Below are 24,365 nucleotides of genomic sequence, written 5' to 3' on the forward strand. Positions count from 1 at the left end.
CATGCGGCTAATGGGGATGGAAGTTGAAGTTCGATAACCGTGGCTAACGCCATGCGGCTAATGGATGATGGAAGTTGAAGTTTGACAACCGTGGATAACGCTATGCGGCTGATGGAGGATGGAAATCCTGGAGGAGGCGTCGACTAAGCGTTGCTTGGTGCTAGTTGTGGCGTAAGAGCGGCTTTTTCAGACGACGGAAATATGAATCTGAATGTGGTACCCGTATGGGGTTCCGATTCTATTTCTATCTGTCCTCCAAGCATCTGGCAGGCCTCTTTTACCGCCGCCATTCCCACGCCACGTCCGGATATCTCCGTGACTGTTTCTTTCGTGGACAAGCCGTCTGCAAGAATTGCATCGGCTAATTCGTCTTCGGTTTCGCAGGGCAGTCCAAGCATTTTGCAGCGGGCTGCAACTTTGACCCAGTTGATACCTCCGCCGTCGTCAGCGACTTCAAAAACGAATAAGTCTGAAGACTCTTGCGCTTTCAAATGGACGTGACCACTGGAGTCTTTTCCGAGCTGAGCTCGTTCATCAGCGGACTCAATCCCATGATCGATGGCGTTGCGTACCACGTGTACCACGGAACTCCAAAAAGCATTCCAGCCGTCGCATTGGGGTTGTCGGATATCTTCGGCGAGTACATCGACTTCCAAATGCTCCTTTCCTAAACGCTGAGCCAGCTGACGCGCACGTTCCGCGATTAGCTCTAGGCGTTTGCTGACCTTGTCCCAGCTCCATTGCCGCATCATCATCGCGAGATTTTCACTCGATTCGCCGTTTTCAGCGGCCTGCACCGCGGCGTCATAAGCTTTCTTGTCGATCGAGATTTGGTCGGCTCGTTCGATATCGATGATTGTTGAGATCCGGCCGCGGATCGATGTCCATTGAGCTGCGATTAGGTCTCGCTGTGTGTTGGTGCAACCACCATTTTCATCGCGTAATTCATTCTCCAGCTCATGAATCCATCGGGCGAATTGATGCATCCCGAAGAGACCACAGTTACCTTTGAGCGTATGGATCCAGCGACGTTGTTCCGCGTCGGATCCTTGTCCACAGGTAAGCTTCGAAACCAAGCGATCGGATTCTTTGACAAACTCGAGCAAGCTTTTGGGGTCACGAACGAAATGTGAGAAAATCGCCATCTGTTCGCGTTGTACTTCGCTGGCTCGTTCGGCCTCCAACTCGGATGTGATATCAGTGCAGATGACCAAGATGTGTTCCAGCCGATCTCCCAGAAGAACCGGTCTGTAACCAAGTCGGAATTCTTTTCCGTCGTGGTGAAAACGGCTTGGCAGTTGATCGATCCCCAGTTCGATCGGCATCCAGTCGTAAGAGAGTTGTTCCCATCCGACTTCAAGGCTGTCTGCTAGGGTTTGATCATAACCTTGTAGCCAATCCCAGATCGTTTGGCCTGCCTCGGGTGGCTCAAACCAGTCACAAAATCGTGCCGACGGATCGTTGGCAAACGTGCCATCAAGGCGAACCATGACCAATCCCTCTGCAACATTGTTGACGACCAACATTGCGGAGGCATGTGCGAGTTCGGCTTTCTCGCAGGCCTGCTCCGCAATCGCGGTCGCGGACTGCAGTTTCGTCGCTGAAACTTTTTGCGCGGCACCAAATGAAAGGGCTGCGGCGACGACTACGGTGATCAACCCCACTGCGATGATCAGCCGGTAGGTGCTCTCGAAGGCATCCGGAATGGGAGTGGTCGGAAACGGATAGTAGTCATCGAGGCAGTACAGTAGCACTATCGTCGCCAATGACACGCCGTACCAAAACAGACCCGAGCGGCAACCTCCGATCATCGTCGCGATCAGGGGTGCAAAGTAGAACCAGCATAGACCGGTCGCATTGATCCCGCCGGTTGTGAAGATCACCCCGGCGACCCCGTAAAAGCACGTCATCGCCATCAAGTTGCCGGCGATCTTGGTCGATTCCGTCCACCGGAACATCAAGAATGCCAGTGGAGCGGTAAAGAAAGCTTGCCCGGGGGCCATTGCCGGTAAGGGCAACCCCATCGCAAGGTAGACCAATGAATAAGTCGACCCCGCGAAGAACACGATGATGGCGCTATTGATCGTAAGGCGACCGATGCGCAGCTTCTCGGCGTCACCTGTTCGGTAGGCGCTCGGTAGTGCCTGATCGACCCAGCGAACCACTCGTTCGCGTGCGCGGTGAAGGCATGACAGGTTCAAGGTAGGAATCCTTAATTGGGGATTCCCAACCCTAGCCCATCGGCTACTCCGCGATGTTGGCACTTTTCCCGATTTATTTAGGGCTATCCCTATAAGGATGTCCGTTTGTGATCAGGTCACAAGAGACGGTCCGTACTCGAACGGCGTTTAACGCGATCGCTTCGGATTACTCGCTTGCCAAATCGACGTGATCTTCGAGCCACGCGAATCTGGCTAGGATTTCTAGCATCCCGCCGTGCTCGACCAGGCTGCGGACTTCACCACGGCGGGCGAATAGACCCTGTTCGGTTTTATGACGACGCAGCGTATTGTCGAGGCATCGCTTGAACGCGCGAACGTACTTCAAATCGGAATTGTGTTTGAGCAGATGCTGATAGGCTCGTAGTAGAACCGCGTTGAACCAGTAGTCGTCGCGGAAGCGATCGCGTCCGTAAAAATACTCCAACGAGCTTTCGGCAATTGCATTGGCCTCGTTTAGATACTTTGCTTCGCCGGTGATCTCATACAGGTACAGATTCGATTGAAGCATCGTACCGGTGTTGTAGGAGAAGATCGCCTTGTTGATGCTGCCATCTTTGGGGCTGATGTTGTCGTAGTACAGCTTTGATGGAGTCTGCAGAGTTTTGTTGGTCCAATCGTAAATCTTTAGAGCCGAATCGAGATACTTTTCATCCTTGGTCGCCAAATACATCTGCAAAGCGACCAAGACTCCCGGACCGTTGGAGCATGCATTCTTGGTTTCTTTTGAAATGTCCTTCCAGTAGATCCCTCCGCCGAGCACATCATCGTAGCCACCCATCATGAAGTCATACATTGACTTTCCTAGGCTTAGGTACGATTCCTTGCCCGTACGTTCGTATGCGTCCAAAGCGGTGATGCCGATCCATTGGTTGTCGTCGTAATATCGTTCGCCTGGTTTCAGAGCCATGAGGTAGTCTGAGTACCCAGCCACTGGCGGAGCCGGATCCCAGTATGGATCCATGCTCTCGATCATCGCATCGACTAGCTTTGACTTAGGATCAACTTTTTCAATCTCATTGACCGCTTGGAACATCGCGCACAAAGACCAGATATAGGTGTACTCGCGAAGGTAGCCGTCCTTTCGTTCACGCTTGTTCGGGTCGACGACCAGTAGGTAGTTGCCAGATGTCTGATCGACAAAGTGCTTCTGGATTGCCGCCTGAAGCGACTTCATTTCTTGTTTGTAGAACTCGTTCTTATTTGAGTCGGAATCCTGCGCAAATGCAGGCACAAAGGGCTGGATGCAGATCAGCAGGAACGCGAGGCAGGTAATCTTTTTTGTCATCGTTAACTGAGGAAGTGTAGGTAGGAGCCCGTCGTATGGGGCACGAGACAGAGACGATTTTGTAAGCGGTGATGACTGATTTTTCTTTGCGAACGCTTCCCTAACTTTTAAAAAGTACCGAGATATCGACACGTCTTTTAGTGGTCTAGATCCCCCCGCCCAACTCGTGTCGAACATGCGTTTCGACAAGAAGCTGGCTTAATGGCGGCTCTGACTACCTGGAGGCTGCTTTCGTGCCGGTATACCGATCACAAGAGGCTTCAAAGTTGGCCATGCCCGAATGGCGAATCGCGGAGGTTGATTTTGTGCTGGGCAAGCGTTTCTTGTGCCCGCATTTACCATGCAAGCTAGGTTTGAACGAGGCTGCGCGGATCAGCCAATGGGGTGCTTCGGACTGGCACGATTAGGTCGGATGCACTTTGGAACGTCGTCAGTTTGTAGCGAATAGTCCGATGAAGTATGCACTTGTCATCACCGGTGTACTGGCTGGGCTAGTACTCGCCGCTCCGGGTTTGGTTGTGATCGGATATTTATTTCTGATCATTCCGGGGCTAGTCCTGACCTATGTGCCGACCGTTTTCGTGTATCTACTGACGACAGCGATCATTCGTCGGCTGCTACCTGTAGAAACATCCGCTCGGTCGACGCTAATCGCGATTGGCATCGCAATCTTGCTCGGTTGGGCAGCCATGCAGCCCTCGCGATATGTGGCGAAGCAGGAATATGAACGACAGTGCTCGCCTGATGTGATACCTGTCGAACCAATCAAGCTCCATGGGCATGTTCGACTGGAGTTGCCCAATCGGCGAAGGACACTTGATTGCGACTACCTGTGCACTGCACTTCTCGATTTGCCCGAGGTTAAATCTGTGACAGTGGCAACAGGAAAGGAAGCCGCAGCGTCTAAGCCCAATACCATTGCGTACTCACTTACGACCGAAGCTGCCAACTCACCTGCCGGTTTGTATCCAATCGACCCAGGCCAGATAGTACGAGAGTACCCGCCGCTGGCAAAAAAGCACGGCGGCCGTGAACTGATTGTTTCGATGAAAGCTGTGAAAGCAGAATGGGCGATGCGGCTATGTGGAAGCGAGCGGCTGCGCGAAGTCAGCCCGGTCGAGGCGAGCCAAGCTGACTGGGTCATTCGCTTGGACGAGCGAACCGAGGGGCGGCGACTCAAGATCCGAAAGGTTGCGATCACTGATGGTGCTGGCGCTGATCGTTTTCGCAAGAGTTATCGAAAGCAAGCGATACCAGCTCAGTTCTTTCATTTCGATTTCGATGCGAATCTCTTTTCCGGTGGTCTTTCCAATGCGAAGTTCTATATCGCTCGGCAGCGTTTGGAATCAGGTTCGTCAGCCCTGCAACTTGAGCCATCGCTTCTGTCAGCCATCGAACTGAACCTGCCAATATGTGATCCCAATGCAATCGATTCGCTTCGTGAACAGGTTGTACGAACGCTGGATAATCCGAACGCGACTGTAGTTCAGTTGGATCTTGCGAAGCAGTTCTTGGGGATGTTCTGGTTCAATGCCAAGGATTCTGATCACGGTTTGATCGAAAGGATCGTGGCGGACGAGCGAATTCTTGCGATCGATGAACAAATTAAAAACGTCTTCTCAAGCCAGAAGACTCCGGTCGAAATGCAAGATGCCTACGCAAAGCGGATCGTGATGGAACACACATCGGTTAGCTTGCGGAATTTCCTTGCCGAGCGACTCGCTGGTTTCCCAGCAGGCACTTTTTCAAAGCCGACAGCGGAACAACGAATAATTTGGAAAACACCTGACCTTTATCAACAAGCCGCACCGTTCATCGTTGGACTTGCCGATATCGATCCAGAACAATCGCTACCGATTTTGAACGCGGTCTTGGATGACGCACTTGGATTGGAGGATCGGTTGCAGCGACGCCGCGTGATGCAAGGCATCTGTGATGCCATGGTTCGGATGGGGCCAAATGCGAAGTCCTTGGAGCCGAGAATCCGTGAACTATTCCTGCGCCGTCCTTCGCCAATCATGACAAGATCCAAGCAAGCCGATCAGTGGCGATTCGCGATCGCCCGAACCGGGGTCAGTATCGAAAACCTGCCTTTCTTCCCGAACCAGTCCGAGCATGTTGTCCGGCAGATCAGTCGCCGCATTACAAGCAAGCTCGATCGGTATCGCCAAGAACGCACCGAGGAGAACGAGTCGTAGCGGATTGCGTCGGAGGTTGTTGATTGGATGTGCGAGCATGTCCAAATCGATGAAGCCTGCCTATTGTCTCCCGTTTTGTATTTGAGACTGTCATCAATCGAGGCAGTCGCCAAGGTTTGTGCATTGTTCCAACTCGATTTTAGGATTAGCCGTATGGCGTTAGCCACGGTTTCAGTGCAATAACCGGGTCTATCGCCCGTCGGCTGATGACCCGAACCCGTATTTTCATATGGAACGAGGCACTGGTCGCTGCTCGGCGAAGAATGGCTTTCGGCGGATTGGCTGATTCGCTACCCTGCCCTTTCGCTACAGTGAAGCAGGAATTGCGCGCACGCCACGGATCAGTTGTGCAGGATGCCAATTAGGAGCTTGGAAATGACGATGAAAAATCGGTTGCTATTGTGTGTTTTGGGCTGCGCATTGATCACGACGGGATGTCGTTCAGCCGCGAAACGTAGCGACGAAATTCCGTCCGAGTTTCTGTCTGCTGACGTTGCAGAGACTCCTGCGGCCCCAGCACCGTGGAATAGCGTCACATTTTTCGATAGGCCGGATTTTCAAACGGGTACCGGACCGGTCGACGCAGGGGAAAAGCCAGAGTTTATTGCGACCGATTCGGGATTGCGTTACCGTGTCCTTAGAGCGACCGACAGAAAGAAGCCAACCGCTGGCAGTACCGTCACCGTCAATTATCGTGGTTGGCTGCATAGCGGCAAAGTCTTTGACAGCTCTTATGAGCGTGGCAAGCCAACAACATTTCCATTGGGGAATGTTATCGCCGGTTGGACCGAGGGCATGCAATTGGTTGGTGAAGGCGGCATGATCGAACTTTGGATCCCATCAAAATTGGGGTATGGCGAAGGCGGTTCACCGGGATCGATCCCTCCGCATTCGCATCTGCACTTCATCGTCGAACTCGTCGACGTCCAGTAGTTAGCTGAACCTTCTTTTGGTTGCGCTTTGCAGCGATCGTGCCCTGGCATGGCGTGACCGCTTGGAACTGGTTTCTATCGCGATTTAACCTTCGCTGAATTTTCAGAAACCCGGTCGCAAAGATTCGCCGTGTGGCAGAATCGGTCTACCCGATTGTGCTCAACGTTTTCTTCGTCGAGCTACCAGCAGCAGCGAAGTGAAACCAAGTAGCGAAGCGGCGGACGGTTCGGGGATGGCACGAACCATCAATCCTGTCAGATGGGACCGCTGTGCCGCGTCAATGGCGATTCGCAAATCTTGAGTGGTCGCATCGGCTGTAAAGTTGCCGATGACAAAGTTTCCGAATCCGTTGGCTCCACGTCCCGGAAGCGTCACCACGCTCTCGGTCGATTCATTGTCGCCAAAGATGGCGGTCCGAGGATCAAGCCAAGTCCGTTCGTCGGTGTACCACAGTTGGATCAAGTAATTCTGGCCAGCGGTCAATCCTTGGATCGGGTAGACCGCGTTTGTGTTCGTCCCCGACAGGCCTGTGTTCGCAGTGTTTGTCGCGTTGGATGTGTTCACGAACGCGACATGATTTAGAAATACGTCGTAGTCTGCATCGCCGGTGGTACGTCCTTCGGGAAGCGACAGTGAACGTTGATCGTCGATTGCCGATGCTCCGAGAAACTGATCGTAATCGAGAGATTGGAATGTGATGCCATCGAGGACCACTGATCCGGGGCGTCGCGAGCTGCTATTGAGTTGGCTCTGACCATTGATTGCCAGGATGACTTCACCACCGTCGACGATGTCATCGGCAGCACTGGTCGTCGTCGCTTGGACGGCTCCCCAGGTAATGACCGCAGCGGTGGAAGAATCGGGAAAACAAGAAACTCCGATCGCAAAGATCGCGATTGAATAGAAAACCTGTCGCATCAGAAGAACCAAATCATGGGGAACTGACAAAGGAATGTCGCGCGTCCAATCGAACAAACGCTGAAGAGGTGATGCCGATTGTAAGCCCCCCCGCCAGGGCTTGTGTGGAGGCAGGTGTTCAAACGTCGCCTTTTGTCAGTTTTTCGCAGTTCTAAGCCTCTTCAATGATTTTTGCCCACGGGTCTACAGAGACTGCGATTTGTCCCTATTGGTAGCGATGAGGTGGCATCAACGCGACAGGGAATGAGTTGGAATTCTTCTGTTGTTGAAATTGAGTGTCGGTCGAAATTAGCTTTTTCGACGCTGAGGATCCGCATGGATACACGTGGATATTGAACATCTATTACGGGACAACCGCTTGCTCATTGCGTTCCATCAATCAACGTGTTCTCGCCCTTTCGGATCTGTTCGATCTGCAACGCTAGGTCGTCGGTGAAGGTTGGCAGTTTGAGCGTTTGGACGCCTTGTCGCCGACTGGCTTCGATTGCGATGGTCTGACCGATCACCTTGCCAGACGCCGGTTTGTAGAACGCTACTCTATAACGACCGTCTTGCAGTCGCAGTAGCACGTTCTGATCCTTGATCTCTAAACCGCCACTGCGTGTGAATAAATAGGCCAGTGTGAGGTCTTTGGTTTGTGATGTAAGGACAGCCGGGATCAACTCGTTTCGATTTGGGTCGGTGTCTGACAAAGTAAGCGTGGTAAAGGTGGGGTCGACGCGCCAAAAATCTCTCGCAGACCACCAGTCAACAAATGGGCGAACATACTGTTCCCCTTTCGCGGCATAGACCGAATCGTCGATGCCTTCACAACCGTCCCAGGAATGCCAAGTCGTGTAGCCACCGGAGGCTGCTGCGATCCAAAGTTGTTTGCGGCGGTGGACGGCATCGTTGTTGGCATGACGGCGTTCACGTCCGGGTTCATTGTTGAATGCGGGTTTGCCAAAGACGCGAAGGTTGCGTGCAATCGCAAGGTACCAGTCACGCAAGTCATACGTCGGAGTGCTGCCGGTGCAGTGATGGACCAACGCCATGTCCATCCAGTCCGCATTGGGCCAAAGTGGATTGTCGGTCGTTCCGTTGGAAGAAATCACAGGTCGTTTGAATGGGTCATTGGTTTTCATGAACCGACCCACCTGTGCTTGAAAGTCGGGGTTATTTGAATGTTCATTGTGTACCTCCCAACAAAAAATGTTCGGGTACTTGGCCAAGCGATCGATGACGCGTCGCAGGTAGGGAAGGACTCGCTGGAATGACTCCGGTCGATCGGGCAGTTTCAGCTTCATGAACAAAGTCAGGTTCAGCCCAATGCCTCGTTCGCCAGCGGCTTTGATACGTGATTCAACTTCATCCCAGTAGTCATCGTTAAAGCTGTCGAAGTCCGGTGATTGTCGAGATCCACCCCAGGGCCACGCATCCAAGCCCAACGCTTCGTTGTACGGGTTCCCTTCCAGATGAACGCGAATGACATTGGCACCGATCCTTTGTGCGCGATCGAGTGTAATTTCAGGATGTCGACAAGTGAAATAATGCCAAGCAGTCTTGTTGAAGATGAATGGATGATCGTTGTCTTCATTGCGGAAATGGTGTGGGTATTTCGCATCGACACGCAATGGCTGAGTCCAGGTGGCAGCCCGGTTTAGTTGCACGTCGGAAGTAGATTTTTGCGGCTGATTTTCAGGCGACAGGGCGACGAGTCTAAAATTGCGATAAGTGATCTTGGGAAGCTCGTTGTGCAACTTGTTGTCCCTTCCCGGTGCACTGCCGAGCCAAATACGTTGTTCGAGGGGAGCATATTCGAAGGGTGCGTTTTGGACCGCCCAAACCTGTTTGCCATCGATGGCGACTTCGAAACGACCTTCGCCCCAGGCGACGCGAAATTTATGCCATCGTTTCGGGTCCCAATCGAAGTTGTCACCGGTCGGTTCTTCTGACCAATCACGGTTGGCTTTGCCGTTCTTGGTTTCAAAGATCGCCGGCGTCGTCTCGTTGTTATCTTGGCTTGGACGAGCACAGGAGATGACGGCTTTGAATGAATTGCGGTTTTGCCGCCAGTGTCCATGGAATCGGAAATGGTTCTCGCGAAAATCCATCGCGTATTTGATTGGCTCTTCCAGGCCTCGGCCCTCGTACATGCCAAAGAAGGCATGAGACGAATCCTCTGGAATGTCAGGGCTCATTCCGTGGACTTCGAATTCCATGTAGCCGTGTCTTATCGTGAGAGGCAGCCGATAGAGAATATGTCTCGTTTTCTCTTTCGGTTGATAGCCGTTTGGCGAAAGCTGGCCGCCGACAACGGTGCCTTTGGTCGAACCGACCAAGCTGTCTTCGATGATGATCCGTTCGTCGGCGCGAGCGAAGGCCGCGAGCCAAAACACGCTCGTTAACACTGCGGATTGAACGAGCTGTGAAGTGCAAACTGAAGTATTGAAGTTCGTTCGTGTCATTAAACAGTTCAGCCAAATACGGAGCGTTAAATAGCCATGTGCCAGTTATCAGGCTTGAAAAAGCAAACAAGGTTTGCAACATGGCCTGCGTGGTTCGGCTCACGAAATCGCGTTACACTCAATCGATCGAGTTTGCTCGCCAACGAAGCCTTTTAGGACTTTAGAATTTTAACTCAGAAGTCTCGACATGATGTATCGAACGATCACCACCATCGCTTTTCTAATTGTCATTCCGTTCGCTGATGTTACTTCGGCTCAGCCAAGCAACGAGATTTCTTCAGTCCAAAAACAGAGTCTGAAAGGTGGCGCGTTGGCCGGTCAGCGGATGCGAGTGTTGATCTCGACTGACATCGGTGGCTCTGACCCCGACGATTTTCAATCTTTGGTGCATCTGCTGCTCTACGCTGATGTATTGGACATCGAAGGATTGATCTCATCGCCACCAAATGCCGGACGATTGCAGCACATTCACGAAGTCTTGGACGCTTACGAGTCTGACTACCATCGATTGCTCGACAACTCGGGGAGGTCATTTCCATCGCCTGATGAACTGCGCAAACTGTCCGTTCAAGGCGCGATCGCGTCAGCGTCTCCAAAAGGCTGGGACGAGCCGAGCGATGGTTCAAGATTGCTAATCGAGAAAGCCAAAGCAAACGACGAACGCCCGCTGTGGGTTTTGGTTTGGGGCAGTCTCACTGATGTCGCACAAGCGGTTCACGATGATCCATCAATCAAATCACAACTTCGTGTCTATTCGATCGGATCTTGGAATACACGCCAGGACGAAGCGTCGCGAGCGTATCTATTCGAGCAGCATTCTGATTTATGGTGGATCGAAAGCGACACGACGTTTCGCGGAATGTATATCGGCGGCGATCAAGAGGGCGATCAGGACAACAAAGCTTTTCCGCGACGCCATGTTCAAGGACATGGTGCCCTGGGAGATCTTTTCTGGAGCAAGAAACGCGATATCAAAATGGGCGATACTCCGTCGCTGCTGTACCTGCTGAAAGGTCAGGCCGATAAGCCGGAGTCTGCTCATTGGGGCGGAGCATTTGTAAAGACCGATCACGGGCCCAACTACTGGACGGACAACCCGTCGCCGGCACTAAGCGACGGAAATCGACCTGGAGCAAAAACAGTGAATCGTTGGCGATCCGATTTTTTAATCGATTGGCAACAACGAATGGATTGGTTGAGAGATTAGCCCTTTGGTTCGTTTGCGACCTGGCAGCGCAGGCACCGGTTTGACGCTATCGGTTCGCTCAATCGCCCCCTAGCACGACGGTTGCGACTTATAGGGGCAACAGGTTCATCGATACAAAAACGACGGGAAAGAGACCCAAGCATTCGGATCGACGTACCATGTCTAAACATGGCGACGAAGTTATTCCTGCGGAGTTTAGACCGAGGAATGATTGACGCTGTGTTTGTTGTCGGTGCTGCGTCTACAGATTGACGGTGCGGATCCAGCGATGGGATCGGCTGTCTCGGTGCTTGCCGGGTTTGCGTTCGGCGGCAAGCTGCATCGTTTCGGGGTATTCGGCGAAAACTAAAGCAATCAACTTTTCGCCGTTGCTGATTCCCAGGCGTTGATTGACGTGAGGCAGTTTAAGGATTCCACCGCTGGACCAGTAGGTGCCCATACCTGATGCGGTTAGTAACAGCAACAAATTTTGTACCATTGCTGATGTGGCCGCCAAGTGTTCGTCATCGACATCGACCTGCTCCTGCTTGGCTTCAGCGGCGTTGCGGAACTGTGGCAGCCACGTGATCAACACGGCGGCGCCGCAAGCCGAAAACATTGCCGGCAGTTTTCCTGCAGAGCTTTCAGATCCGCCCCATTGATCCAGCAGAGCTGCGACACGGCGACAATCTTCGTGCCATAGCACCGACGCTCGCCACGGCTCTGCAATCGAGTCGACTCCACGATCGTAGTGAAAGGGAGCCATGCCAGCGACTTCAAGTGATTCAAGTACGATCGCATTGTTTGATTGGACGTTTGCCTCGGATAGCTCGAACGGATTTGCGGTATCGGCAAGGACTTTCAATGTCACACGCGACTTGATGGTCTTGGCAACGGAACGAAATTCTGGCGTCGTCAATTCAGTAGGATCGGGCACGAAAGGATGCTTGTTGGAGTTCGGCAATCAGTGAACAGTGATGCCGGAATTGGACATGGGGTTCGAACATCTTGAGTCAGTCCAAACCCTCTGGCAATCCCTACTTGTTTCGTGTGAGCAACAATGTTTTGCGGACTTCAATGACTTGTAATCGAGTACTGTTCGTGAACCGACCGTAGGAGCCATGTTATTCGGTGTGGGGCCCGATGAAGACGTTCATCATTCTGGGCCACCGGGCTTTCAGTTTCTCAGCAGTCGACATGTTCTCAGCAGTCGACATGTTCTCAGCAGTCAACAGGGAGATTTTCGAATCTCTCAAATCCAATTCGATTATCGCGGAGAGATTCCAGGTCAACAGTGTTGATTCCCGGATTTGTAACTTGGGTAGCGACAAGTATTGAAGTTCACCCCAGTCGAATCCCTCAGCTTTTTCAGGTGCGAGATGCAGGTTTCTGATTTCGATGCTATTCGTGATTTGGGACAGTTCGATGGGAAGGTCTGTCAAGTTTGAACCGTCGATGGTCAAGTCGGATAGGTAGGGTGCCTGATTGATCAGCTGGCGGAGGATGTCAATGGAAGGGGCGAAGTTGGGAGCGTGAATGGATTCAACTGATGTTTGCCCATCCATCGGCCAAGACCGATTTGCGTCATCGAATTCGCAGTCCGCAAATTCGATTCGCGCGGCATTTGGCAGGGCAGCAATCACTTCCGAAGAAACTTTGATGCCACGCAACGAAATCGTGTTCGTGATGAATTGATCAGGCCAACATTGAATTCCACGAATAAAGGACTCGCATGCCAGTGGCGTCGAATCGGGGATTGATACACCGGAAAACCCACAGAGCGCGACGTGCTCGAAAGGGTGTTTCGCTGAGGGACCTAGATCAATATTCTCGCATTCGGACAAGTCGAGTGCGATGCGATTGAGCGAAGTTGGCCCATTGATCTGAAGTGATGTTAAACGTGCTTCATGGAAGGTGACTCGATCAAAGTAACCAGTCAGGCTTGCCAGTTTTGGCGCCTCGTCGATCGACAGATTGATGCGCTGATAGTTGTCTAGGGAAATGATTTGGAGTTCTGGAACGTCTTCCAAGGAAATCGTACAAACGGTTTGTGGGATGTAACCCACGGTGTTGTGAACATCCAATTTGAGAAGGTTGTCTCCTCCAGAGATCCTGAATTCCGAATCGGAATCATTGGGCACGATCAATTCCAATTTGACGATTGATTCGGGGACTTCCAATGCACATCCTGAGACTTCGAAGGTCGCTTCGTGGAATTGATTGCCCTTGCCTTGGGGTGATCCTTTCAAGAAGGGCTCGCACGCAGAAAAACGAATCCTGCGGTCTTCATCTGTGATTGAGAACTGGTCGAGGTTTTGTGATTGCAGAATATGCTTGACGGTTTCCCATGGCAATTTGCAGTCGTGTATCGTCAGTTCGTTCAACTTCGGATGTTCGAGGATGTCGCTGATGTTGGATGACGACAGGCCGCACGCGTAGAACTCAATTTTTTCAATCGTTGGCGTTGCCAGCACTCGAGAAATCGACTCGGCACCAGCCCGTTCGAGCATGACCGAGCTTGGTGCTCGAAGGGAAAAGACATGATCGTCGGTTGCGAGGGCGTTCGCAAATCGTATCGAAAATTGAATCGGATCGAGGACGATATCAGCGTCTTGCGCCAGCACTGTCACACCGGGCAGTTGCTCTAGCCCGCGATGGCGATTCATCGGTTCGACGAATCCTTTATAGATAACCAAGGTCACGAATAGTGATACAAGTGACAACCGTGCGAGCTTCAACGACCGGTTGGAAAACCGTTTGCGAATGCGTTGAGTTGGCAGGATGATTGTGGCGACCGCAAGCGTAAAGCACACGTCCAGGATCAAGGATGGCCAATGGAACACCGTGGTCGACCAGTCCGCCATGTCGATCCAATACCATGGAATCGTCGTGTGAGAATCACGCCATGCGATCCAGTACTGTAGTGGCCAACCTGCAACTCGGTAGTTGCTGCTGTAGGAGACGGATTGGGTAAAGGGGAATAGAGTCAGAAGTGAAACGGCCGCTACAAAAGTTAACTGCCGAGTCAGTGGAGCGAATTTGCTGGGTGCGATGTCTGCAATTGCTTTCGTCGCTGAAAGGGTTTGATCGGTTCCTTCAACTGTTGGTAGCGACTGTTTGGTGCGAGTGGTATCGAGCGTGATCCCACACTGTCGGCAGATGCATGGAAAAATCGCGATCAGCAAACTGGAAAATCCCAACGTCAAATTGTTCAGTTCGATGACGTCGATTTCAGAAAGCCACGGAGGATTCGCTAACCACGATTGTCTAGCCAACATGATCAGCCAAATGGTGGCTCGTAGAGTGGCAAACCCTGCCGCCCAGAGAAGAAGCAAATTAAGTATGGCAGCCGACGAACTGCAGCGAGCGTTCGCACGCATCGCGATGATTCCGATGATCGAATACAGAATCGCTAGGATCGCTGTCCAACTCGGTGTAAGGGAATCTCGGAAAGTATCCCAATCTTGTCGTAGGCAAACTAACACGACAGCGCAAAGGCATGATAGCGCGAGCAAGTCTGAGATCCCGGCACGAGATCGTTCTGTTTTGTTCGCTTTAACCGCAGGATGTTGGATCAGCTGATGATCCATTCCGGCGGTGAGAGAGCGGCGAGACCACAAGCGAAACAGTATTGGGACGATTCCTGTTGCCGAGATCGAGATCAGCACATGGGAAACATCTTCGGAGCGACTTGGCTGCCAAGAGTTCAATCGCGGATCTGTTGACTCTAGCCACGACCAGATCGAAGGAAATACGATCTGAAAACTGAGTATCAGGCCAACGACAGAAAAGAAAATCAGGTAGCGAGATTTGCTTCGAGGATGCCGAAGCCAGAGCCAAAGATGCAGCATGCTGGCGGGAACTGCCAATGGGACATCACCAAAAAAGCTGATGATGATCACGGCAAATGCGACGGGCACGGCGTCGACAACGCGGTCACGAGGGACTCGGAGAGATGTCATTTCCCGATCGGTATACTCTGCGAAAGGCTGTGCGGGTGGATCCATTCCACCCTGGCGGGGAGTTTAGCAGAGTTTGTGATCGTGGGTGCGTCAGTGTGAAATAAAAGTCGTTCCCTTTCAGGTCCGTCTGGCCCGATCGAAAGGCCGCGGAATTAGATGTCAACGCGAACCAAAAAGTCGGCCGATCCGCTACTTTTCTGATCGCGGCTAGCTTGTCTTAGAAACGCAGGCGGGGTCCAACGAATCACGCCACCTCGTTTGACGCTTGGATGGCGTTATTTGCGTTCGGTGTTCTGAGTAATGCTCACGCCTTCACCGTTTTCGGCGACAACGACGTGTAGAACACGGTCATCTTTGCTGAGCCCGATCATCCACATCGTGTCACCTTGCTTGGCGAGCGTTTCTTCTTTCCAGCCTGCTTCGGCTGTGGATGATTTATAGAAGTCGACGACTTTCTGGAAGTCGTCTTGAGTGCTGGCTTGAACGACAAAAGCACCTTGGGCTGCGTTTGAATGCGCCATGTTGACGGTGATGTTTTTGTAGACAGGAATATCCTTTGGTAAATCAGCAGGAACTTTGGCATTTGGGCCGACAGTGTATTGAGCGGTGCCCTCGGCTCCGTTGACTTGAATATCGAAGCCGCCATCGTTCAAGTCAACGCTCGATGTCATGCCTTCTTCGGCCATCCGAGCTTCAATTGCTTTCTCGGTTGCGGTCTCAGCGATTTTTGAACAACCGGAAATCGAAACAAGTAGTGCGATCAGTACGGATTTAATTGTTGTTTTCATGGCGAGACACTCGCTAACGGGTGAAAGGGGTTTTGGTTGTGCGTGACAATTCAACCCAACAGTTAATCATCGCACAAGATCGCATTGCAACCGCGCGGCCGGAACCGCTCTGGTAGAATTTCGGCGGCGAATAAAATTGACCAACACCACTGGTTTTTCGGGGAACACAAAGTGACAGAAACAGCTCCGTTATCGGGCTATCGGCGGATATTATTGTTGACCGATGGTTATTCAACACCTTTCCTTGCGAAGACTGCGATCAGCTTGTTGCGGTACCGAACGGAGGACGTGATCGCGGTGTTGGATAGCGAGCATGCTGGAAAAGATGCGGGCGAGCTGTTTGCTACGGGGCATGGTGTTCCTGTGGTTGATTACTTGGTCGAGGGGACTGATGCGATCTTCATTGGAATCGCGCCACCGGGCGGTAAATTGCCAGCGGCGTGGCATCCGATCCTTCGTGAGGCGCTTACTAAAGGCATCGATGTCGTTTCCGGTTTGCACGACTTTCTTTCCGCCGATGAGGCATTGGTCGCGCTGGCTGAGCAAAACGGAAGGCAGCTTATTGACGTCCGTAAGAACACCGAGAAAGAGACCGCGACGGGACAGCCTTTTCGCCAAGGGTGTTTGAGAATTCATACCGTCGGTCAAGATTGTTCGGTCGGCAAAATGGTCGCTTCGGTCGAGGTCCAGCAGGAGCTTTCACGGCGTGGGCATGACGCAAAGTTTTTGGCCACTGGGCAAACCGGGATCATGATTTCCGGCGAAGGCGTGCCCATCGATTGCGTCGTCGCTGACTTCGTTAACGGGGCTGCCGAACGCTTGGTGCGTCGCAACGACCAACACGAAATATTGTTAATCGAAGGACAAGGTTCGATATCGCATCCGGCGTTTTCCGCCGTGACCCATGGATTGTTACATGGTTGTGCGCCCGACGGATTGATCTTTGTCTACGAGGTTGGACGTAAAGAAGTCAAAGGGCTCGATGGGATACCTCTGCTGCCACTGAAGCGACTGATTGAAACTTATGAACTCGTGGCTTCGTTGCGAAACCCATGTCGAATGATTGGCATCGCGATGAACGGTCGAAAAATCAGTGAGGATGAAGCGGCTCGCGAAAAAGCAACGCTGGAAGCGGAGCTAGGGCTACCGGTTTGCGACGTCTATCGAGACGGTGCGGGAGTCCTCGCAGACGCTGTCGAGAAATTGCAAAAGGAGCTGAACCCGTGAAGATTCGGTTGCATCCGGTCAAGCTACCGCTCGAGTATGAATTCACGATTGCTCGTGGTTCCATGACGACTCAAGAATCGTTGGTCGTCGAATTGGAACACGAAGGCCAACGCGGATTTGGCGAAGTCACCGCCAATGAGTACTACGGACATTCGATCGAATCGATGTCCGACTCTGTGCTGGCATGCGCCGAGGCAATTGAGTCCTATCAGTTCGGGCACCCAGCGGAATTGTGGCAGCTTCTGCAGCCCAAGCTTTATAAGGACATGTTCGCGCTGTCTGCACTTGATCTCGCGGCCTATGACTTGTTTGGCAAGCTAAGTGCAAGATGGACCTACGAGATCTTGGGTTTGGCATGGGAGCAGATTCCACAGTCAAGTTACACGATAGGGATCGACGAGATCGATGTAATGGTTTCCAAGCTGCGGGCGAATGCCGGATGGGAAATCTACAAAATCAAACTGGGGACTAAGCATGACGTCGAAATCGTTCGCCGATTGCGTGAGGTCACTTCGGCAGTTTTCCGTATCGACGCGAACTGCGGTTGGACCGCCGAGCAAGCGATCGAATATTCCCACGAGCTGAAAGAATTGGGAGTCGAATTTATTGAGCAGCCGTTGCCAGCAGACTCGAAAAAGAAGCATCACCGGAAAGTCTTCGAAGAGTCGTCTTTGCCAATCATTGCCGACGAAAATTGCCTTGTCGAAGCGGACGTCGCACGCTGCGAAGGCCTGTTCCATGGTGTGAATGTCAAACTATGCAAATGTGGCGGGCTGACCCCAGCGGTGCGGATGTTGCAAGAGGCAAAACGGCTGGGAATGAAGACGATGGTCGGTTGCATGGTCGAAAGCTCCGTTGGCATTTCCGGCGCTGCACAGCTTGCTCCGCTTTTGGACTATGCCGATTTAGACGGGGCTGTCTTGATATCCAAAGACGTCGCCGAGGGCGTGACGATCGAAAAAGGTAAGATCAAGTTGAACGACCTATTCGGTAGCGGCGTGAACTACTTCAGTGAAATGACGCCGCCTTAGAAGCCTGATGACTTTCGATCATCGCCAAACACTCCTTGAGCGTAGCGTCTGTTCCTTCTGGGGTTGCGAAACCGTCGCGACTTCGGGGAAGACCGAAAGTTGGTATCAACAAGACGCTAGGCGGCACATTCTTCAACGTGGGGCAACGTCAGGCTTTACAATCGTGGCGTGCGGTTGATTGAAAAGTTGATCGTACTAATCGAGGCGATCACTTTCCCAATCATCCAAGTTGAGCCCAATGTCGCTGTCTTCGATATCACAGTGTCTGCCCCGCCCGCTTCTGTTCGCGATGCTGTTAAGCTTCGCTGCGATCACCGAGGCTAGCGATGATTATTCCCAAGCCATCAAAACGCTAAAGGAAGCAGTGATTCATGAAGTCCAGCAAAAGGACCTGCCCGCGTTTTCGATCGCGATGATCGATGGTGATCACACCGTTTGGGCCGAAGGGTTCGGATTTCAAGATGCCGATGGGAAGGTGAAAGCGACGGCCGAAACGGTCTATCGTGTCGGTTCGGTTTCGAAGCTGTTTACAGATATCGCTGTCTTTCAGCTTGTCGAACAGGGCAAGATCGATTTGGACGTTCCGGTTCAACGCTACCTTCCGGAATTCAATCCTACGAATCCTTACGGGGTACCGCTGACGCTTCGTCAGATGATGTCTCACCGATCCGGTTTGGTGCGTGAGTCACCGGTGGGGAATTACTTTGACCCGACCGAGCCATCGTTATCGGACACCGTGGCAAGTTTGAATCAGACGTCACTGGTTTATCCGCCCGAAACGAAAACGAAATACTCCAACGCTGCCGTTGCGGTGATCGGCGCCGCTTTGGAAAAACAACTTAGCACGACGCATCCTGAACGCGTTAAATCCTCGATCCTTGATCCGCTCAAAATGAATTCGAGCGACTTTGTCGTGCAACCCGGAATGGAACCGAAGATTGCAACGGGCTGGATGCGGACCTACGACGGTCGGCGATTCGAAGCACCAACTTTCTTGTTGGGCACCGGGCCGGCGGGCAATCTGTACTCCAGTGTGTTAGATCTATCCAAGTTTGTTCGTTGTCTGTTCAAGGACGGTCAGACGGACGATGGACAGATCTTGCGACCGGCATCACTTCAAGAGATGACGACACCGATCCAAGATTCCGAAGGGAATGCGCAAGGTTTCGGTCTGGGGTTTCATGTTCAAAGTCTAGATGGATACAAAAAGATCGGTCATGGTGGCGCCGTCTATGGGTTTTCGACACAACTCGAAGCTTTGCCAGAACGCAAGCTTGGTGTCGTCGCGGCGTCGTCGCTGGACGGAACCAACGGAGTCGTTCGGCGTTTGAGCGACTACGCATTGCGATTGATGATCGCAGTCCAGGATGACCAGCCATTGCCGGAATATTCTCGTACGGTTTCGGTTCCTAGGGAACGAGCAAAGTCGCTTTTGGGGAGATACAAAGAGATCGATGGTGATCGTTTTGCGATCGTCAATGAGCTCGATGGCGATGTTTATCTGCAGCGTGGATCGTTTCGCCACCAAGTTCGTAGTGATTCCAAATCAGGTGCCTTGGTTATCGATGATGAAATCAGCTACGGGACAAAGCTACAGCTTGCGTCAGATCAATCGCTGAGCATTGGTGATTTAACACTGAGTCGAGAGGCGAACTCTCCGCCAAATGAGATTCCTGATCGCTGGAAAGGGCTGGTGGGTGAATACGGTTGGGATCACAATACGCTTTATATCTTGGAAGAGCACGGCCAGCTGTATGCGTTAATCGAGTGGTTCTACTACTATCCGCTGACGGAGCTAGGCAAGGATGAGTTCGCGTTTCCTGACTATGGCCTTTACCACGGCGAAGGCTTGAAATTCCTTCGCGATGAAAATGGCATGGCAACCGAAGTGGTCGCTGCCGAGGTCAAATTCCTGCGGCGAGAGGTGGGAACGAAAGACGGAGAGACCTTCAAGATCGAACCGGTCCAACCGATCGATACTCTTCGCGAGGGAGCCTTGGCTGCAAAGCCACCGACAGAAGCCGGCAAGTTTTACGATTCCAACCTTGTCGAAGTCATTGCGTTTGATCCCGAAGTCAATCTTGATATCCGATACGCGACGACGAACAACTTTACCGGTGCGGTGTTCTATAAGCAGCCGCGTGCATTCATGCAGTCGGATGCGGCCAAAGCGGTTGCCGACGCAAATCAGAAACTAAAGTCTCACCAGTTGGGATTGCTTATTCATGACGCTTATCGCCCTTGGCATGTCACGAAGATGTTTTGGGATGCAACACCGGGAGAGTTCAAGGATTTTGTTGCCAACCCCGCAAACGGGTCGCGACACAACCGGGGTTGCGCGGTCGATATTACTCTGTACGAGCGCGAAACAGGTGAGCCGATCCAGATGGTCGCTGGGTACGACGAGTTTTCAAATCGCTCGTTCCCTTTGTACCCCGGAGGGACGGCGAGACAACGTTGGTACCGTGATCTGTTGCGACGAACGATGGAGTCCGTCGGGTTCACGGTTTACGAATTCGAATGGTGGCACTTTGACTACAAGGATTGGAAGAAATATCGGATTGGCAACGCGACTTTTGAAGAGCTACTGGCGAAGTAAGCGGTGCGAAATATTTGAACCGACCGAATCGGTAAATTTTGAGTCAATGTGGCGCGCCTCGTATGTTCAATCGAATGAGAAAGGTGGACAATTCGCGGCCAATATGGAAACGTCCATTCGAAATCATTAGGAATCTTGGACTGTGGATAGCGAAGTAAGCTTGCTGGTCGGGACCGCATTTTCCGTCGGAATGTTGCACACACTGATGGGGCCGGATCACTATGTGCCATTCGTGGCGATGAGTCGAAGCCAAGGATGGTCGATGCGGAAAACGATTGCCATCACAGCCGTTTGCGGTATCGGGCATGTGCTGGGATCGGTTGTGATCGGCTCGTTAGGATTGTTGCTCGGTACAGCGGTCTTCCATCTGGAGTCGCTCGAATCGTTTCGAGGTGATGGGGCTTCGTGGCTGTTGATTGGGTTCGGTTTGGCCTATTTGACTTGGGCGATTGCTCAGCGAGTGCGTGGAATTTCACACCACCATGAACACATCGATGACACGGTTCATGGTCCTTCTGGAGATCACCACCATCATTCGGTCACCCCGTGGGTTTTGTTCCTGATCTTTGTTTTCGGCCCCTGCGAAGTGCTGATTCCGCTATTGATGTATCCCGCGGCCGAAGCGAATGTCAGTGCAATCTTGATGGTCGTTGCGGCGTTCACGGTCGCTACGCTAGGCACGATGCTGGTTTCAGTTTTGGGGCTGACATACGGACTAAAATTCATTCGCATGCCTAAGATGCACGAGTACGGGCATACCGCTGCGGCATTGGCGGTTTTAGGCTGCGGCACGCTGATGAAGGTTGGCTTGTAGTGCCACGAATCCGGCTTGTTTGTCAGGCCAACATCGCATCGCATTTGATAGCTGGCGGCGGATTTCTTAAGACCGCCGATCGCTAGGAAATGTCGTCGGCGAGTGGCTCGTGAAAGTAGTAGCACAGTCCGTCCGGTGCGACGACAAAAAAGACTTTGAACTTTTTTCCGTCCCGGTCATCAATTCGCCAGTCACCGATATTTAGGCCTTCGCCTTCAAATTGCTCACGGATCGTTTCGATTTCGTTGACCAAGACTGCGGCACCATCTTGTGTCGCATCGCCACCGTTGATCGCGAACCCAATCTGGGTTCCGTCGCGTTCTAGGATCACCGTCGGAGTCGGCGAATCGATCCGTTGGACTTCTGTCATTGAGAAATGTTTGCTGTACCAAGCAGACGCTTCATCGATATCTTTGACTGGTAGCGCGAGTACATCATCTTGGTACGGGAAAGCTTGGACAAACTTTGCTGTAGAAGTCATTCGCTTGCCTGCGACTTAAGAGAACGCAAAAAAGAATGGCTCGATTGAAGGTCGATCCGAATATGGTGATCACGGAGCGGAGGAAAGACGTCTCCACTAGCCGTTTCGATCGACATGTTCTTGGTCGCCCTTCGAGGCATATGGCAATCGATGCAGTTCGATGTGATTGAATCGCCGACTTCTTCAGCCATTCCGCAGTGCGAGCTTTCATGGCATTTTAGGCACTTCTGTGAAAACAGTTCCAGTTGGCCTCGATCATTGCGATGTGGGTTATGGCAATCCACACATGCCATCGTTGTTTCTTGAAAGCAACGGCTTTCGGAAAGCCGTTCAAGTTGGTTGCTGGTGTGAACGCCGTTGGCACTGGCGCCACTGCTATTGGCGACGTAGTGATCGTCGAGTTGGTCCCCCGGTCGGAACTGAAATCCGTGAGGATCTTTCAACTGTTTGACACCTGTATGGCATTGACCACAAACTTGCATTTGTTGCTGGCGTGAAAGATCCGACGGAACCGTGATCGCATGTGCTTCGTTGGATTCGGGATTCTCTTGGTGAAACAGCACATGCGATTTGCCAGGCCCATGGCAGCGTTCACAGGAAACACCAAGGATCAAGGTGCTTGGTGTGAAATGCGAGTCATCTTGCCGGGCGTCAACGTAGGTTGCGTGGCATTCCAAGCAGGCCGTGTGGATGTCTCGGGCGAAACTGGCGTCACCGTCGACGAATCCGGGACTATTGGCCCATTCATTGGGTGCGGTCAGATAGGAGGCGTGTAGCTGATAGAGCTTGTCGCCGTGCCAGTAGAGATATGATTCGCCAAGAAGGTTTGAACCGACGGTGATGTCGATGGGGACTTCAAACATCCAGTCAAAAAAATGGACACGTTGGAAACTCTTGTCCTCCCGTCGAAACATCTCAAAAGAGACATCCGGGCTGTGTGTTTTTAACTTGTTTGCATCGTCGCTAAATGAACCCGCGATGTTGTCCGGTGTCGCCGATCGTGAGGTTCGAAAATGCGCCGTTTCGACAAACGAATCGTAAATTGATTCGTGACAGGATCGACATGCTTCGGCGCCCAGGAATCCTGGGTTAGCGTGCTCCGGTTCAAGATTCGGGGCTGGATTGGGCAAGTGTCCAGGTTCGAAAGGGATTTCGACACCGACCTTGTATTTCTCGCGACCGACGAACCACGAGTTGGAATCCGACATCGGCCACGCGACTAGCGTCTTGGGCAGTTTCTGTCCCCGTCCTTCGATCGCAAGCTGTGCGATTTCTTCGGCACTAAGGCTTTCATCCAACGACGCCAATTCCTGACGGCTCTGACGTTGTGATTCTCGACGCATTAGCGCATCAAGATCGACATCGTCGTTTTGGCTGGTCGCGCTATAAATCGCATATGCCAAACAGGCGACCACGATGACAGCGATAGAAATTGTAAGAGGCGATTTCAGCATTCAACCAAAGCGGCGTTGGACGCAAACGAACCGAGAGAAAAGCGTTGGGTGCCGACCCATTGTAGCTAATCTTACACGGCAAAGATCGTGTGATTGAACGTTATCGAAATCGCGTTCATTCCGGGAACGAACTGTCATCGAAGCGATGCGTCGAGGCGCCATTGTGAGACGTGCGTCCCATTAGGAACGGTCAAATTGAACGCCAGCGAGACACGCCAGATTCAGTCGCCTCTCCTAAACGCTCTAAGCGGCTCGCTTTTGAAAGACGATTTGCGTTGGCTGTGGTCGCTGGGGGCTGTCTCGGGTCGCTGGTGGACACTGCCGCGACGACCGGATGATATGGCCGGCGGATTCAGAATGGGAAAACCCTGGCGAGCTTTCTTCGGAAACCAATCGTTGGAACCACTGGGGAAGATGGAAGCCTCGCTTCGACGCAAGTTGCGCATAGAAAAAACGCTCGTTGGGTTCGAGCTGTCGCAATTCGACCTCTTCGAGCGGTTGGTTCGTTGCCAGCGTTTTTCTATAAAATTGAAAGTTAACCATTGGTGAAACTTACGAGGAAAAGCATTGGCGAACATTGAGGGCGCCAGTGACCGTGTTTTTGATGCGAGGCGTTTGCCCCCGAACGGTCGTGCAACATTGGCAGTCGTGCAACATTGGCAATCCAGCGTTTTTTGAATCATCGGACAGGTTGACAAACCGATCGAGCCAATCTGATTAATGATCGTGAAACTATGCGGTGACCGACGCGTCAATTGACCGTTTGTTTGGCCTAATTAGCTAGGATTTTCAGATTCCGCTACAGAATCACTCAGGGTCC

The 24,365-nt window shown here is 52.2% G+C and carries 16 protein-coding genes; 7 read left to right on the top strand and 9 right to left on the bottom strand.

Annotated features, from left to right (window positions below):
- Positions 1–143: 143 nt before the first annotated feature.
- Together LOC67_RS18795 and LOC67_RS18800 are read right to left on the bottom strand one after the other, a co-directional pair.
- Positions 144–2,201: an ATP-binding protein gene (locus LOC67_RS18795; protein WP_230264242.1), complete on the bottom strand. Its 2,058-nt coding sequence runs from the start codon at positions 2,199–2,201 to the stop codon at positions 144–146.
- A gap of 166 nt (positions 2,202–2,367) precedes the next feature.
- A complete protein-coding gene (locus LOC67_RS18800; RefSeq protein WP_230264243.1) occupies positions 2,368–3,507 on the bottom strand; it encodes a glycoside hydrolase family 76 protein in 1,140 nt (379 codons plus the stop codon).
- 452 nt (positions 3,508–3,959) lie between these two features.
- Here LOC67_RS18800 and LOC67_RS18805 point away from each other — a divergent pair, with 452 nt between their 5' ends.
- Complete coding sequence (locus LOC67_RS18805; protein ID WP_230264244.1) at positions 3,960–5,705, top strand: hypothetical protein; 1,746 nt, start codon at positions 3,960–3,962, stop codon at positions 5,703–5,705.
- Positions 5,706–6,086: 381 nt separating this feature from the next.
- Positions 6,087–6,638 carry an FKBP-type peptidyl-prolyl cis-trans isomerase gene (locus LOC67_RS18810; protein ID WP_410001160.1) on the top strand — a complete coding sequence of 184 codons (552 nt, stop codon included), beginning with the start codon at positions 6,087–6,089 and terminating at the stop codon, positions 6,636–6,638.
- 159 nt (positions 6,639–6,797) lie between these two features.
- Here LOC67_RS18810 and LOC67_RS18815 read toward each other — a convergent pair whose 3' ends face one another.
- Together LOC67_RS18815 and LOC67_RS18820 are read right to left on the bottom strand one after the other, a co-directional pair.
- Positions 6,798–7,556 carry a PEP-CTERM sorting domain-containing protein gene (locus tag LOC67_RS18815; protein ID WP_230264247.1) on the bottom strand — a complete coding sequence of 253 codons (759 nt, stop codon included), beginning with the start codon at positions 7,554–7,556 and terminating at the stop codon, positions 6,798–6,800.
- A gap of 362 nt (positions 7,557–7,918) precedes the next feature.
- Positions 7,919–10,003 (bottom strand): DUF4038 domain-containing protein, encoded by a 2,085-nt coding sequence (locus tag LOC67_RS18820; protein WP_230264249.1) that lies wholly within the window; start codon positions 10,001–10,003, stop codon positions 7,919–7,921.
- 187 nt (positions 10,004–10,190) lie between these two features.
- Between LOC67_RS18820 and LOC67_RS18825 the strand changes: the two genes are divergently transcribed.
- Entirely contained in the window at positions 10,191–11,210 is a 1,020-nt protein-coding gene (locus tag LOC67_RS18825; RefSeq protein ID WP_230264251.1) for a DUF1593 domain-containing protein, read from the top strand.
- Positions 11,211–11,451: 241 nt separating this feature from the next.
- Here the strand turns inward: LOC67_RS18825 and LOC67_RS18830 are convergent, their stop codons facing one another.
- The 3 genes from LOC67_RS18830 to LOC67_RS18840 all read right to left on the bottom strand — a co-directional run bounded on the left by LOC67_RS18830 (position 11,452) and on the right by LOC67_RS18840 (position 15,939).
- Complete coding sequence (locus LOC67_RS18830) at positions 11,452–12,126, bottom strand: nitroreductase family protein (protein ID WP_230264252.1); 675 nt, start codon at positions 12,124–12,126, stop codon at positions 11,452–11,454.
- Positions 12,127–12,313: 187 nt separating this feature from the next.
- Positions 12,314–15,151, bottom strand: a complete 2,838-nt coding sequence (locus LOC67_RS18835; RefSeq protein WP_230264253.1) for a hypothetical protein — start codon at positions 15,149–15,151, stop codon at positions 12,314–12,316.
- Between the two features lie 275 nt (positions 15,152–15,426).
- Complete coding sequence (locus LOC67_RS18840; protein ID WP_230264254.1) at positions 15,427–15,939, bottom strand: hypothetical protein; 513 nt, start codon at positions 15,937–15,939, stop codon at positions 15,427–15,429.
- A 171-nt stretch (positions 15,940–16,110) separates the two neighbouring features.
- On the opposite strand from LOC67_RS18840, the gene LOC67_RS18845 reads away from it, so the two are divergent.
- From LOC67_RS18845 to LOC67_RS18860, 4 genes are all read left to right on the top strand, one after another.
- Positions 16,111–17,166 (top strand): DUF1611 domain-containing protein, encoded by a 1,056-nt coding sequence (locus tag LOC67_RS18845; protein WP_230264255.1) that lies wholly within the window; start codon positions 16,111–16,113, stop codon positions 17,164–17,166.
- Positions 17,163–18,197 carry a dipeptide epimerase gene (locus LOC67_RS18850; RefSeq protein WP_230264256.1) on the top strand — a complete coding sequence of 345 codons (1,035 nt, stop codon included), beginning with the start codon at positions 17,163–17,165 and terminating at the stop codon, positions 18,195–18,197. The genes LOC67_RS18845 and LOC67_RS18850 overlap by 4 nt, the downstream gene beginning before the upstream one ends.
- A 238-nt stretch (positions 18,198–18,435) precedes the next feature.
- Positions 18,436–20,796, top strand: coding sequence for a serine hydrolase (locus LOC67_RS18855; protein WP_230264257.1), 2,361 nt, complete (start codon positions 18,436–18,438; stop codon positions 20,794–20,796).
- A gap of 142 nt (positions 20,797–20,938) precedes the next feature.
- Entirely contained in the window at positions 20,939–21,610 is a 672-nt protein-coding gene (locus LOC67_RS18860) for a sulfite exporter TauE/SafE family protein (RefSeq protein WP_230264258.1), read from the top strand.
- A gap of 82 nt (positions 21,611–21,692) precedes the next feature.
- Here the strand turns inward: LOC67_RS18860 and LOC67_RS18865 are convergent, their stop codons facing one another.
- Positions 21,693–22,091 (bottom strand): VOC family protein, encoded by a 399-nt coding sequence (locus LOC67_RS18865; RefSeq protein ID WP_230264259.1) that lies wholly within the window; start codon positions 22,089–22,091, stop codon positions 21,693–21,695.
- Positions 22,088–23,545, bottom strand: a complete 1,458-nt coding sequence (locus LOC67_RS18870; protein WP_230264261.1) for a multiheme c-type cytochrome — start codon at positions 23,543–23,545, stop codon at positions 22,088–22,090. Before LOC67_RS18870 ends, LOC67_RS18865 begins: the two co-directional genes overlap by 4 nt.
- Positions 23,546–24,365 lie beyond the last annotated feature (820 nt).

The organism is Stieleria sp. JC731, assembly GCF_020966635.1.
Lineage (GTDB): Bacteria > Planctomycetota > Planctomycetia > Pirellulales > Pirellulaceae > Stieleria.

What these genes read in the sequence shown, in the direction of transcription:
- LOC67_RS18800 (WP_230264243.1), bottom strand. Translation starts at nt 3,507, where the DNA reads ATGACAAAAAAGATTACCTGCCTCGCGTTCCTGCTGATCTGCATCCAG.
- LOC67_RS18805 (WP_230264244.1), top strand. Translation starts at nt 3,960, where the DNA reads ATGAAGTATGCACTTGTCATCACCGGTGTACTGGCTGGGCTAGTACTC.
- LOC67_RS18810 (WP_410001160.1), top strand. Translation starts at nt 6,087, where the DNA reads ATGAAAAATCGGTTGCTATTGTGTGTTTTGGGCTGCGCATTGATCACG.
- LOC67_RS18815 (WP_230264247.1), bottom strand. Translation starts at nt 7,556, where the DNA reads ATGCGACAGGTTTTCTATTCAATCGCGATCTTTGCGATCGGAGTTTCT.
- LOC67_RS18820 (WP_230264249.1), bottom strand. Translation starts at nt 10,003, where the DNA reads ATGACACGAACGAACTTCAATACTTCAGTTTGCACTTCACAGCTCGTT.
- LOC67_RS18825 (WP_230264251.1), top strand. Translation starts at nt 10,191, where the DNA reads ATGATGTATCGAACGATCACCACCATCGCTTTTCTAATTGTCATTCCG.
- LOC67_RS18835 (WP_230264253.1), bottom strand. Translation starts at nt 15,151, where the DNA reads ATGACATCTCTCCGAGTCCCTCGTGACCGCGTTGTCGACGCCGTGCCC.
- LOC67_RS18840 (WP_230264254.1), bottom strand. Translation starts at nt 15,939, where the DNA reads ATGAAAACAACAATTAAATCCGTACTGATCGCACTACTTGTTTCGATT.
- LOC67_RS18855 (WP_230264257.1), top strand. Translation starts at nt 18,436, where the DNA reads ATGTCGCTGTCTTCGATATCACAGTGTCTGCCCCGCCCGCTTCTGTTC.
- LOC67_RS18865 (WP_230264259.1), bottom strand. Translation starts at nt 22,091, where the DNA reads ATGACTTCTACAGCAAAGTTTGTCCAAGCTTTCCCGTACCAAGATGAT.
- LOC67_RS18870 (WP_230264261.1), bottom strand. Translation starts at nt 23,545, where the DNA reads ATGCTGAAATCGCCTCTTACAATTTCTATCGCTGTCATCGTGGTCGCC.